Annotated in this window: 13 protein-coding genes; all 13 read left to right on the top strand. The window is 71.6% G+C overall.

The window, feature by feature from the left end:
* Positions 1-11: 11 nt before the first annotated feature.
* Complete coding sequence (locus ACH4C6_RS04195; RefSeq protein ID WP_398106963.1) at positions 12-671, top strand: ScbR family autoregulator-binding transcription factor; 660 nt, start codon at positions 12-14, stop codon at positions 669-671.
* Positions 672-870: 199 nt separating this feature from the next.
* Positions 871-1,800 carry a helix-turn-helix transcriptional regulator gene (locus tag ACH4C6_RS04190; RefSeq protein ID WP_398106962.1) on the top strand — a complete coding sequence of 310 codons (930 nt, stop codon included), beginning with the start codon at positions 871-873 and terminating at the stop codon, positions 1,798-1,800.
* Entirely contained in the window at positions 1,797-2,618 is an 822-nt protein-coding gene (locus ACH4C6_RS04185) for an MBL fold metallo-hydrolase (protein WP_398106961.1), read from the top strand. Before ACH4C6_RS04190 ends, ACH4C6_RS04185 begins: the two co-directional genes overlap by 4 nt.
* A gap of 173 nt (positions 2,619-2,791) precedes the next feature.
* A complete protein-coding gene (locus ACH4C6_RS04180; RefSeq protein ID WP_398106960.1) occupies positions 2,792-3,313 on the top strand; it encodes a flavin reductase family protein in 522 nt (173 codons plus the stop codon).
* A 44-nt stretch (positions 3,314-3,357) separates the two neighbouring features.
* Positions 3,358-4,476, top strand: a complete 1,119-nt coding sequence (locus ACH4C6_RS04175; RefSeq protein WP_398107129.1) for a Gfo/Idh/MocA family protein — start codon at positions 3,358-3,360, stop codon at positions 4,474-4,476.
* Between the two features lie 86 nt (positions 4,477-4,562).
* Positions 4,563-5,711 carry an LLM class flavin-dependent oxidoreductase gene (locus tag ACH4C6_RS04170; RefSeq protein ID WP_398106959.1) on the top strand — a complete coding sequence of 383 codons (1,149 nt, stop codon included), beginning with the start codon at positions 4,563-4,565 and terminating at the stop codon, positions 5,709-5,711.
* A 209-nt stretch (positions 5,712-5,920) separates the two neighbouring features.
* The gene (locus tag ACH4C6_RS04165; protein ID WP_398106958.1) at positions 5,921-6,577 is read left to right on the top strand and encodes an AAA family ATPase; all 657 of its coding nucleotides are present in this window, start codon (positions 5,921-5,923) and stop codon (positions 6,575-6,577) included.
* 46 nt (positions 6,578-6,623) lie between these two features.
* Positions 6,624-7,421, top strand: coding sequence for an ATP-binding protein (locus ACH4C6_RS04160; protein WP_398106957.1), 798 nt, complete (start codon positions 6,624-6,626; stop codon positions 7,419-7,421).
* A 103-nt stretch (positions 7,422-7,524) separates the two neighbouring features.
* Positions 7,525-8,991, top strand: a complete 1,467-nt coding sequence (locus tag ACH4C6_RS04155; protein WP_398106956.1) for an MFS transporter — start codon at positions 7,525-7,527, stop codon at positions 8,989-8,991.
* Between the two features lie 118 nt (positions 8,992-9,109).
* On the top strand, positions 9,110-10,045 hold the full coding sequence (locus tag ACH4C6_RS04150) for an AvrD family protein (protein ID WP_398106955.1): 936 nt from the start codon (positions 9,110-9,112) through the stop codon (positions 10,043-10,045).
* 121 nt (positions 10,046-10,166) lie between these two features.
* Positions 10,167-11,180, top strand: coding sequence for a beta-ketoacyl-ACP synthase III (locus ACH4C6_RS04145; RefSeq protein ID WP_398106954.1), 1,014 nt, complete (start codon positions 10,167-10,169; stop codon positions 11,178-11,180).
* Positions 11,181-11,242: 62 nt separating this feature from the next.
* A complete protein-coding gene (locus ACH4C6_RS04140; RefSeq protein ID WP_398106953.1) occupies positions 11,243-11,515 on the top strand; it encodes an acyl carrier protein in 273 nt (90 codons plus the stop codon).
* Positions 11,505-12,248, top strand: coding sequence for an HAD family hydrolase (locus ACH4C6_RS04135; RefSeq protein WP_398106952.1), 744 nt, complete (start codon positions 11,505-11,507; stop codon positions 12,246-12,248). Before ACH4C6_RS04140 ends, ACH4C6_RS04135 begins: the two co-directional genes overlap by 11 nt.
* Positions 12,249-12,259: the final 11 nt, after the last annotated feature.

Here is a 12,259-nt window from a genome sequence, read left to right as displayed (position 1 = left end):
AGATCCGTCCCATGCCACGACAGGAACGCGCCCTGCGGACCCGGGCGCTGCTGCTCCGGTCCGCCGCCGAATGCATCAAGGAGCACGGCTACGACGGTGCCAGCACCACCGAAGTGCTCCGGCGGGCGGGTCTGACCCGGGGGGCCCTCTACTTCCACTTCGCCTCCAAGGAGGCGCTGGCCGACGCCATCGTCGAGTACCAGATCCCGTTGCTGCAGCCGGTGACCGCGGACTGCCCGCTGCAGGCGGCCATCGATCTGACGCTGTCCTACGCGCGGCGGCTGCAGACCGATGTGATCCTCCAGGCCGCGGTGCGGCTGGCGACCGAGGAGACCTCCTACGAGCCCGGCACCCGCCCCTACCTCTGGTCGCAGGAGACCGTGGGCGCTCTGCTGCAGCAGGCGAGCAGGCAGGGCGAACTCCTGCCGCACACCGACCCCGAGGAGCTCGCGATCCTGGTCGTCGGGGCGTTCACCGGCATCCAGCTGCTGTCCCAGCTGTCGACCGGCCGGGTGGACCTGCTGCACCGGATCTGCGTGCTGTGGCGGGCCATGCTGCCCGGTATCGCCGCACCGGGGCTGCTGCTGCGGCTGCGGGCCGACGAGAAGCGGGCCGAGGAGCTGGAGCAGTCCGCGGCCCACGCCAGCCGTGTGCTGCACGACGTCGGCTGAACCGGGCGCGTGGCGAGCGTCACGCCCCCGCGCGTGGCTGACGCGGATATGTCACAGCGCCGAAACGTACAAGCATGTATGTTTGTTATGAGGCCAGGCGGCACGGGGGAGCTGCTGGAGGCTGGACAACCCTCCCCCCTGCTCTGCCACAAACAGAAGGGGAACCGTAACCGTGGGAAACGCTGCTTCCGCCAGGCGCGTGGCATCTCCGCACCTCCTCGAACTCGGCCGGTTCCTGATGGCACGGCGGGCCGAGGTGTCACCGAACCAGGTCGGACTCCCGGACGCGGGCAAGCGCCGGACGCCGGGGCTGCGCCGGGAGGAGGTCGCCCTCCTCGCCGGGGTCGGGGTCTCCTGGTACACGTGGATCGAACAGGGCCGCGCCGAGAACGTCTCGGGGGAGGTGCTGGACTCCATCGCCCGGGTGCTGCGCCTGAGCGAGAACCAGCGGCTGTACCTGCGCCAGCTCGCGGGCGTACAGGCCGTGCCGCTGCTGCCGGCCAGCCCGCCGGAGGCGGAGGCCATGCGGCCGTTCGTCGAGAACTGGTGGCCCAACCCGGCCTACATCGCCGACCACGCGTGGAACGTCGTCGTCGCCAACGCCGCCGCGGAGTCCCTCCTCGGCATCCGCGGAGGGCGCACCGACGAGGCGCCGGTCGACCGCGGTGCGGCCACCGGTCACGGGCGCCGGCAGCGGCCCTACAACGTCCTGCGGGAGTTCTTCCTCAACGAGGACGTGCGCTCCGCCTACCCGCTGTGGGAGAAGATCGCGCCCGGCGTCGTGGCGCGCTTCCGCAGCCAGGCGGCGCTGCACATCGAGGACGCGGCGATCCCCGCGCTCGTGGAGGAACTGCGCGAGGCCAGCCCGCTGTTCGCGCGGCTGTGGGACCGGCACGAGGTGCTGGAGGACTCCTGCGGTCCCGAACTCCTCACCCACCCTGCCGTCGGGGACCTGCATTTCACTCGAGCCACACTCGACTTCACCCGCCGCATCGCCCTGCGGATGACGGTGTTCCTGCCCACCCCGGGCACCGGCACGGAGGCCGCGCTGCGCAGGATGTCGCACGTGTCGCTGGGGCAGCAGATGAACAGCCTGGGCTCCGGCGACCTGGTGCGGGAGGCCCGGTGACCACCGTCGTGAACAGCCATGTGACACATCCGGTCGCCGTATCGCTCGGCACCCACCGCCTGACCTACCTGCCGGACGGCTACGTGCAGCTGAACCCGAGGACGTGGTTCCCGGACTCGCCCGAGGCGTTCTGGCGGGACCACGCCCACCACCTCGACGAGGAGGGCTTCCTGCGGGCGTCGGTCGGCGGGCTGCTCGTCGAGTGGGAGGACCGGGCGATGCTCGTCGACACCGGCTTCGGCCCGGTCCGCGTCCCCGCCGAGCACACGATCGCGCCCCTCGGACGCCTCCAGGGCGGAGGGCTGCCGGACGCCCTCGCCGCCGTCGGGAGCACGTGGGAATCGGTGGACACCGTGGCGTTCACGCACGTCCACGACGACCACGTCGGCTGGGCCTCCGACGAGCGGCTTGGCGGCGCCCGGTTCCTGGCCTCGGCGGCCGAGTGGCGGGGGGCGCACCGCCGGCCGGCCGGGCAGCCGGTGGCCGTGCGGGACGGCCAGGAGGTGTTCCCCGGCGTGACGGCCGTCGCCACGCCCGGTCACACTCCGGGACACCTCTCCTACGTGATCCGCGGTGGGGCGGACGGCCCCACGGCCGTGGTCGTGGGCGACGTGCTGCACTCGGCCCTGCAACTGGCCGACCTCACCTGGCGGGCGGCCTCGGACCTCGACCCCGCCGAAGCGGTCCGCAGCCGCCGCAAGATCGTCGCCCACCTCTCCCGGCCCGGCGCCATCGGATTCGCCGGCCACTTCTCCGGCGCGGTGTTCGGACGGCTCGCGGACTCCGGCGGCGGGCCGCGCTGGGAGCCCCTCGGCTGACCTCTCGCCCCACCCCCTTCGGCGGCTGCTGTGTTCCGGCAGCCGCCGAACTGCGTTGTCCGGACCGGGACTTATTCCCGATCGCGGCAGAAGTGGCTGTTCCCTTCTGTTGGCGCGACCAATATGTTGCCTGCGCACTGGCAGGTCCCCGGGCACCGGCTGAGCCTTGAGGCATGTCCTCAACGGTTGTTACCCCGATGTCCTGCACGACACCGGTCGAGCCGCGGCGGCTGCGCTCCGTCGCCGGGCGGTTCACCACCGGAGTGGTGGCCGTGACGGCCCTGCGCGCCGCGGACGGTGCTCCGGCAGGGCTCGCCGTCAACTCGTTCACCTCGGTGTCCCTGGACCCTCCGCTCGTGCTGTTCTGCGTGGCGCGGACCAGCACCAGCTGGCCCGACGTCCGTTCGGCGAACCGCTTCTGCGTGAACATCCTCGGCGAGGGCCAGCGCGATCTCAGCACCCGGTTCGCCACCAGCGGGGCCGGCAAGTTCGACGGCGTCCCCTGGACGCCGTCGCCGGGCGGGGCTCCCGTGCTCGACGGCTCGATCGGCTGGATCGAGTGCTCCGTCGAGGAGGAGATACCCGCCGGCGACCACGACGTGGTGCTCGCGCGCGTCCACGACCTGGACACGCACCACGAGGACGAGCCCTTGCTGTTCTTCCGCGGGCTGTACGGGCGTTACGCCCGGATGTGACCCGCGTCCAGCCACGTACCGAAGGAAAGGACGACGCATTCGTGATGCACACAGCGGCCCCGATCGGAGTGGGGATCGTCGGACTCAGCGCCGACGGCGGCTGGGGGGCGCGCGGGCACCTGCCGGCGCTCAGAGCCGTCGGAGGGTACGAACTCCGCGCGCTGACGGCCTCCACACCCGACTCGGCGCGCAAGGCCGCCGCGGCCTTCGAACTGCCGGAATCGGCCGCCGGGACGGATGCCGCCGCACTCGCGGACCGGGACGACGTCGACCTCGTGGTGGTCACCGTCCGTGTGCCCCACCACCGGGAACTGATCCTGCCGGCCCTGCGGGCGGGCAAGACGGTGCTCAGCGAGTGGCCGCTGGGCAACGGCCTGGCCGAGGCCGAGGAACTGGCGGGGTTCGCCGCCGCGACGGGTGTGCGCACCGCCGTCGGTCTGCAGGCGCGGTCCGCTCCCGTGGTGCGCTACCTGCGCGACCTCGTGGCGGACGGATACGTCGGGGACGTGCTGTCCACCACGCTCGTGGGATCCGGCGGCGGCTGGGGACCGGAGGTGGCGGAGCGCACCGCGTACACCGCGGACCGGGCCAACGGCGCCACCCTGCTGACCGTCCCGTTCGGCCACACCCTGGACGCCCTGACCATGGTGCTGTCCGGATTCGCGACCCTGACCGCCACCACCGCGACGCGACGCCCCCGGGTACGGGTCTCCGAGACCGGCGCCCGGATCCCCATGACCGCCGAGGACCAGATCGCCGTCACCGGGCGGCTGGAGAGCGGTGCGATCGCCTCCCTGCACTACCGGGGCGGCTCGTCGCGCGGCACCAACCTGCTCTGGGAGATCAACGGCACGGAGGGCGATCTGGTGCTGACCGGGGACTCCGGCCATCTCCAGTTCGGCCAGGTGGAGCTCCGCGGCGCCCGGGGCGACCAGCGCGAGCTGCGCCCGCTGACGGTCCCCGACGACTATCTGCTGCCCGACGGGATCGACCGCCTGCCGTCCCTCCAGGGCCCCGCCCACGTGGTCGCCCACGCCTACCACCAGCTGCGCACGGACCTGCGCGACGGCACCTCCGTGGTGCCGGACTTCGCGCACGCCGCCGCGCACCACCGGCTGCTGGACCGCGTCGTCCACGCGGCCCGGAGCGGCGAACCGCAGTAACCCCCCGACCCGCCGCGCGCAGGCCGCACGCCGTGCCCGACGGGCACGCGGTCGCGCGCGCCGCCACCCCCTACCCCAGGAGAACCATGCACACCGGCTTCGGAGCCTTCCTCTCCCCCCTGCACGCCCCCGGACAGGACCCCCACCTGACCATCCGCCGCGACCTGAGCCTGGTGGAGCACCTCGACGAACTCAACTTCGACGAGTGCTGGTTCGGGGAGCACCACTCACTGTCCTGGCCGACGGTCGGCGCCCCGGAGACGATGATCGCGGCCCTGGCCGACCGGACCAGGCAGATCAAGCTCGCCAACGGCGTGGTGACGCTGCCCTTCCACCACCCCTTCCACGTCGCCACCCGGGCGATCATGCTCGACCACCTGACGCGCGGCCGCTACATCCTGGGCGTCGGCCCCGGCGCCACCCCGAACGACGCCCACATGCTCGGGCTCGACCTGGGCGAGCTCAAGCGCATGGCACGCGAAGCCGTCCCGACCGTCGTCGAACTGGTCAACGGCGAGGAGCGGATCTCCGAGAAGACGGACTGGTACACGCTGCAGGACGCCAAGATGCAGCTGCCGCGCTACAGCAAGCCCGGCATCGAGATCGCCGTCTCCAGCGTGGGCACCCCCAACAGCCCGCAGCTCGCCGGCAAGTACGGCCTCGGCCTGTTGTCGTTCGGCGCGCCGCCGCCCGGCTGGCCGGCCGTGGACCTGGCCCGGCAGTGGCAGTACGCGGAGGAGTCGGCGGAGGAGCACGGCCGGCAGGTGGACCGCCGCAACTGGCGCATCGCCGTGCCGCTGCACATCGCCGAGACCCGCCGGCAGGCCTTCGACGACGCCCGGGAGGGCTTCGGCAAGTGGCTGCACGGCTACTGGGGCGAGGCGGTCGGCGCGGACGTCCTGAGCGGTCTGGAGGGCGTACCGGAGTCCCAGCACCTGGAGGCGACCGTCGAGCAGGGACGGGCCGTCGTCGGATCGGTCGAGGACGCGGTGGAGGCCATCCGGCAGTTGCAGGAGACGACCGGCGGGTTCGGCACGTTCCTCACCTACGTCGTCAACTGGGCCTCCTTCGAGAAGGTGAAGCGCAGCTTCGAGCTGCTGGCGACCGAGGTGGCCCCGCGGTTCACCGGCACCGCCGACCGCGGGCTGGAGTCGGTGCGGTGGAGCACCGAGAACCGGGCCCTGTTCCCGCACACCGAACCGCTGCGCGCCCGTCTCGGCGCGACCGCCTCCTGATCCCCCCTTCCCCCTTGTCGCGCCCGGTCCACCTGTGGGCCGGGCGCGCGCCTGTTTTGCGGAATTGTGAATTCCATGACCACGTTCGCGTTCGATGCCGTAACGTGTATCCGGATTCTCCGTTCCGCATTCCCCGGGCATCCTGTTGTTCGTGGCAATAGCGTTGATGGCCACTGGTTCGAGTCGAACTCGACTGTGATGCTGGATCCGTGACGAAACGAATCGCCGTCGTAGGCGCCTACGGATCGGGAAAGACCACGCTTTCCACGGCGCTCTCGCATCTGACCGGCCTGCCCCGCACCCACGGTTCGCCCATGCGGGAGCCGATCGGAGGCGAGGGCCGCAGCGTCCACAACTGGACGGACGGCCAGCTCATCCAGCTCACCGTGAACCGTTACGCGGAACGCCTGCTCGGCGAGGCCGCACACCCCGAGGGGTTCGTGTCCGACGGTTCCGTGGTGCACGAGTGGGTGTACGCCAAGCTCCGCCTGGTGGCCGGTTCGTACCCGGGCACGCGCACCCCGCCGGCCGACCGGCACCGCAGCGCCACGGTGGCCGCACTGGAAGCCGCCGTGGACGACATCGGCCTGCTGATGAAGCACCACGCCCGCACGGCCTACCAGGCGTTCGTGCACGTGCCGGTGGAGTTCGAACTGGATCCGGACAACCGCCCGATCAACGAGAACTTCCGGCACCTGTCCGAGGAACTGCTGCTGCCGGCCCTCGAAGCCACGGGCCTGCCCGTGCACACCGTCCACGGCGACGTGGCCGAGCGCCTCACCCAGACCGTGAAGCACCTGGGGCTCGAGGACGCGACGGTCATGACGGTCGAGGAGGCCGTCGGGCTCGCCGCGTCCGCCCGCTGACCCACCCATCGAGCCCTCCGGCTCTCTTCCGCGAAGGTGACCCACTGTGTCCGCGCTCGAAGTACCCAGTTTCAAGGACAATCCGAAGCTCAAGCTCGCCATTTCCGGTACGTATTCCACCGGTAAATCGACGACGACCGAGGCCCTTTCCATAGCCACCGGAATTCCGCGTACCCACGCCAAGACGTCCCGAGAGCTGCTCGTGGACCTCGTCCCCGGCAAGACCGTCATGGAACTCAATGCCATGGAACTCGTGAAACTCGGACTGCGCCGCTTCGAGGAGCGCGTGCACAACGAGTCGAGCGGGGACGCGTTCATCTCGGACGGCGGCGTGTTCCACGAGTGGGTCTACTTCGAGGCGCGTATGCGCGTCGGCATCAACCCCGGCGCGGACTGGTGGTTCAAGGGCATCAAGAAGGTCATGGGCCTGCCGGTGAAGCACTTCTACCAGCGCTACACCGACACCCTCGGCGACATCACCCGCGCCCGTGCCAAGCGCATCTACGACGCCTACGTCCACCTGCCGGTGGAGTTCGACATGGAGCCCGACGGACACCGGCCGGTCTCCGAGAAGTTCCGCCGGCTCTCCGACGACCTGCTCGTGGAGGCGCTGGAGCGGATGGACATCCCCTACCGGGTCGTCGGCGGTCCGATCCCGGACCGGATCGAGAAGATCGTCAAGATCTTCGACCTGCCGGTGGTGGTCCCGATCGAGGAGGCCATCGAAGAGGCGCAGCGCCGCGTCAAGGCGGACATCGAGGACCTCAAGGCCGACGCCCGGTTCCACGAGGCCCAGCGCGAGAAGTCGCTGGGGCGCCGCATCGCGTACGCCATGCGCTACTGACCCGCGCCGCGTCACCTCCCCGACCCCTCCCGCTCCTCTCCCTTCCCCTCTCCCTTCCCTCCCTCTCCTCGTCCCCTGACGTCAACCACGAAAGGAAGTCGGCGTGTCCGGCATCAATTCGACACGGCCGCGTCATCTGGGAGCGGTGCTCGCACTGCTCGCCTTCGCCCAGATGATCATTGCGATCGACTACAACATCGTCTTCGTCTCCCTGCCGGAGATCGGCGAGAACCTCGGCTTCGGCACCCAGGACCTCCAGTGGGTGGTGTCCGCCTACGCCGTCGCCTTCGGCGGGTTCCTGCTGCTGGGCGGCCGGGCCACCGACCTCTTCGGCCGCAAGCGGATGTTCGTCCTCGGCCTCTTCCTCTACGCGGCGTCCTCCCTCGCGGGCGGTCTCGCGCAGGAGCCCTGGCTGCTCATCGCGGCCCGGGCCGTGCAGGGTCTGGGCGGGGCCTTCCTCGCGCCGGCGACCCTCTCCCTGGTCACCACGCTCTTCGCGGAGGGCGCCGAGCGCAACCGTGCCCTGTCCGTGTGGGGCGGCGCCGGTGGCTCGGGCATGGTGCTCGGTTCCATCCTCGGCGGCCTGCTGACCGACGCCTTCGGCTGGCCCTCGGTGTTCTACGTCAACGTCCTGCTGGCGGGCGCCGCGATGTTCGTCGCCATGTGGCTGCTGCCCGACGACAAGCCGCAGGCAGGCGGCGGCTTCGACCTGCCGGGCGCCCTCACCGGCACCGTCGCCTCCACCCTGTTCGTCTTCGCCCTGGTCCAGGGCCCGGAGGCGGGCTGGGGCTCCCGTCAGGTCCTGGCGGCGCTCGCCGTGGCCGTCGTGACCTTCGTGCTCTTCCTGGTCATCGAGAGCCGGAGCGCGGCCCCCATGGTGCCGCTGCGGCTGTTCGGCAACCGGAACCTGTCCACCGGCGCCGGCATCACCTTCCTGTTCATGGCCACGTTCGGTGCGCTGGCGTACTTCCTCACGCAGTACTGGCAGGTCGTGCAGGGCTACAGCGCCTGGACCACCGGCTTCGCCTTCGTCCTGCCGTCCGGCAGCGTCCTGATCGGCACGATCGTGGGCGGCAAGTGGGCCACCAAGTTCGGTGTCCGCAACACGCTGTTCATCGGTCTGACCATGGGACTCGTGGGCACCGTCGTGCTCGCGCTGACGCTCGGCCAGGACGCCTCGTACGGGCTGATCGCCCCGTCGCTGTTCGTGCTCTCGCTCGGCCAGGGCATCGTCTTCACCACCATGTTCGCCGCGGCCACCACCGGTGTGCAGGCAGCGGACCAGGGCATCGGCTCCGGCATCGCGACGACGGGTCAGCAGATCGGTGGTGCCGTCGGTCTGGCGGTGCTGATCGCCATCGCCGACGCCGCCGGCGGCGACGCCAAGGACACCGGGCAGCTGATGGACGGCGTCACCACCGCCACCTGGGCGATCGCCGTCGGCATCGCGCTGACGTTCCTGGTGGTGCTGAACTTCAAGAAGCCGGCGGGCGGCGACCACGTCGACCCCGCCGAGACCGAGCCGGTCGCCGGCACCGCCGAGCCCGTGCAGGCCGCCCGTACCCCCTGAGCGCAGTCCCCGGACGCCGGCGATACCCGGTCCACTGTTGCGGAGGGTCCCGGGCATCGCCGTCGCCGTTCAACGGCCTTCACCCCCAAAGGTGTCGGCCGCCTACGAAGGAAACTCTATGACTACGGCAGCACCTCTCGACACCCTGGGGACCGTGGACGACTTCCTCGGCGCCAGAGAAGGACGGTTCTTCGGCGAGGGCTTCAAGCGGGTCCACCACTCGCTCACCGACCTCACCATCGACGCCGGGGGCATCACCGCCACCGCCGGACTGGAGATCCCGGGAGCCTGGTCCCGCAAGGGCGACAGCACCCAGCGCCCCCACCTGTCGACCATCGACGTCATGATCTACGGCGCTCGGCTCGCCGGCCTCCACGCGGCCCACACGCGCGGCCTCGGCCCTGGGGCACCGTTCGCCGTCCGGTCACTGACCATCAAGGCCGGGAACAAGCCGCAGGAGGACGGACTCGACACCTTCCCCGTCTCGGGCCGGCTCCTGGACACGGCCGACGACGGCACCACCACCATGGAATGCCGCGTGGGACTGCTCACCGTACGGGTGGAGACCGCCGCGGGCACCGGCCGTGCGGAGGCGGCCGGTAGCACCCCCGGCACGGCTTCCCACCCCAGTGCCGACGCCCTGCCCGGGCCGTGGAACGACGCGCCGTTCGGCGTCCCGCACCGCGACCGGCGGCAACTGCTCACCTCGGTCGAGGTGCTCCCGGACTCCTCGCTCGCCCGGGCCGACCTCACCCTCGACCCGGACGGCCCGGCGACGATGATCGATCTGTTCGTCGCCGCCCTCCAGCTCGGCCAGGTCCTGCTCTACACGCTGGACGGTGTCGCCCGCGCCGACAGCAACACCCTGTGGATGCGCCGGACCACCATCGGCCCGGCCCCCCAAGGAGCCCCGGCGGACGGCCGGTTCGAGGTCGGGCTGCGCGAGCCGCAGCTGCTGAGGAGCGCCCAGGGCACCTGGCGCAGCGCCCAGGTGGTCGCCGACCACGCCGGTCTGCGGCTCAGCTGCTCCGTCGCCCACCTGCTCCCGGCCTGACCGTTCTTCGCGCGCACCACCACCCGGAGCCCACCGCTCCCATCCCCACCTTTGCGTCCTCGGCCGCAGCCGGGCCACTCCGGCCCCACCGGCCCACGGCCCTCCACGGGAGGCGAGAGACATGCCCCTGACCGCCGTACTCACCGGACTCGGCGCCTACCTTCCTCCGCGCCGCGTCAGCAACGAAGAACTCGCGGACCGCTTCGACACCACCGACGAATGGATCACGTCCCGCACCGGCATACGCAGCCGGCGCTGGGCCGACCCCGGCACCTCCACCGGCGACCTCGCCGTCGAGGCCGGGCACCGCGCGCTGAAGTCCGCGGGCGTCGATCCCGAACCGGGCGCGGTCGACCTCGTGGTCCTGGCGACCACCACGCCCGACCACCTGTGCCCCGCCACCGCACCCGACGTCGCGGCCCGGCTCGGTCTCGCCGGTGCGGCGGCCTTCGACATCAGCGCCGTGTGCTCCGGGTTCGTCTACGCGCTGGAGACCGCGGCCAACGCCATCAGCGCCGGACGGGCGGCCACGGCCCTGGTCATCGGCGCCGAGACCTACTCGACCATCCTCAACCCGGCGGACCGCACCACCTCCGTGATCTTCGGGGACGGGGCGGGCGCGGTCGTCCTCACCGCGGGCGACGCGGACCGGCCCGGCGCGCTGCACGGCTTCGAGCTCGGCTCCGACGGCACGCAGAAGGACGTGATCTGCATCCCGGCCGGCGGCTCCCGCCAGCGCGCCGCGCTGACCGAACCGGCCCCCGGAGACGAGTACTTCACCATGGAGGGGCGCAAGGTCTTCCTGTCCGCGGTGCAGCGGATGAGCGAGTCGTCCCGCTCCCTGCTCGACCGGATCGGCTGGCCGGTCGACAGCCTCGGCCACCTGGTCGGCCACCAGGCCAACGTCCGCATCCTGCGGGCGGTCGCCGAACAGCTCGGGATACCCCCCGAGCGGGCGGTGGTCAATCTCGACCAGGTCGGGAACACCTCGGCCGCGTCCATCCCGATCGCCCTCGCCGACGCCGCGGCCTCCGACTCCCTCGCCGTGGGGGAGCGGGTCCTGCTGACCGCCTTCGGCGGCGGTCTCACCTGGGGCTCCGCGGCCCTCACCTGGCCGGACGTGGTACCCGCCTGAGCGCGCCACGGCACTCCTCGCCACCCGGCCCACCCCATCGACGGAACAGACGAAGGAAGACCATGACCGCACAGACCACCGCCACCACCGCCCCGGCCGAACTGGTTCAGGCCGTCCTCGACGTCGTCCGCGGCAAGTTCGAGGCACCGCAGGACGCCACCGCCACCACCCCGTACGAGGACATGGACTTCGACTCCCTGGTGCTGCTGGAGCTCGCCGTCCACCTGTCGCAGGTGTACGAGGTGCAGATCACCGACGACGAGATACTCGACGCCTCCAATGTGGCCGAGACCGCCCGGCTCCTGGCCGCGAAGGGCGTGCGCCTTGCGCGTTGACGCCCCGGGAGCGGCGTTCTTCGACGTCGACGGCACCCTGACCACGGAGACCACGCTCTTCCGGTTCCTGGAGTACCGTTTCGCCGCCGAAGGACGCCCCGCCCAGGCCTACAGGGAGGAGCGGCAGCGCCTGCGCGCCATGACCGAGGCGGGCGTGTGCCGGTCGCGGACCAACCGCGCCTACTTCGCCAGCTACGCCCGCCTGAGCGCCGCCTACGTCGAGGAACTGGCCGGGGACTGGTTCCGCTCGGAGCTGGAGACGGGCGGGTTCCTCCACGGCAGCGCCGTCGCCGAGCTGCGCCGGCACCAGGCCGCCGGTGAGCCCGTCGTGTTCGTCTCGGGTTCCTTCCCGGCGCTCCTCGCCCCGCTCGCCCGGCTGCTCGGGGTGGACGCGGTCCTCGCGACGGAACCGGAGATCGTCCTCGGCCACTACACCGGTGACGCGGCCCTCACCATGATCGGCGGCAGCAAGGCCGACGCCCTGCGGTCCTGGTGCGCCGGACACGGCGTCGACCCCGCCGCCACCACCGCCTACGGCGACCACGTCTCGGACCTGCCCATGCTGCGGGCCGCCGGCCGGGGCGTGGTGGTCGGCGGCGACCGCGAACTGCGGGCGATCGCCGCGCGGGAGGGCTGGCGGCTGCTCCCGGCACCGCCGCAGGCCCCGCCGACGCCCCTGCCGCCGGCGTCCCTCCGGGCAGCCGGGACGCTGCCCGCCCCCGTCCACCACTGAATCCCACCCGC

It is taken from the genome of Streptomyces sp. NPDC017943, from assembly GCF_044328425.1.
In the GTDB taxonomy this organism is placed as follows: domain Bacteria; phylum Actinomycetota; class Actinomycetes; order Streptomycetales; family Streptomycetaceae; genus Streptomyces; species Streptomyces djakartensis_A.
The sequence above is the reverse complement of the archived record's forward strand: the minus strand, read 5'-3'. Positions and strand labels throughout refer to the sequence as shown.

Excerpts from the sequence above, each read along its gene's own strand:
- ACH4C6_RS04195 (WP_398106963.1), top strand. The coding sequence starts at position 12 with ATGCCACGACAGGAACGCGCCCTGCGGACCCGGGCGCTGCTGCTCCGG.
- ACH4C6_RS04180 (WP_398106960.1), top strand. The coding sequence starts at position 2,792 with ATGTCCTCAACGGTTGTTACCCCGATGTCCTGCACGACACCGGTCGAG.
- ACH4C6_RS04175 (WP_398107129.1), top strand. The coding sequence starts at position 3,358 with ATGCACACAGCGGCCCCGATCGGAGTGGGGATCGTCGGACTCAGCGCC.
- ACH4C6_RS04170 (WP_398106959.1), top strand. The coding sequence starts at position 4,563 with ATGCACACCGGCTTCGGAGCCTTCCTCTCCCCCCTGCACGCCCCCGGA.
- ACH4C6_RS04150 (WP_398106955.1), top strand. The coding sequence starts at position 9,110 with ATGACTACGGCAGCACCTCTCGACACCCTGGGGACCGTGGACGACTTC.
- ACH4C6_RS04145 (WP_398106954.1), top strand. The coding sequence starts at position 10,167 with ATGCCCCTGACCGCCGTACTCACCGGACTCGGCGCCTACCTTCCTCCG.
- ACH4C6_RS04140 (WP_398106953.1), top strand. The coding sequence starts at position 11,243 with ATGACCGCACAGACCACCGCCACCACCGCCCCGGCCGAACTGGTTCAG.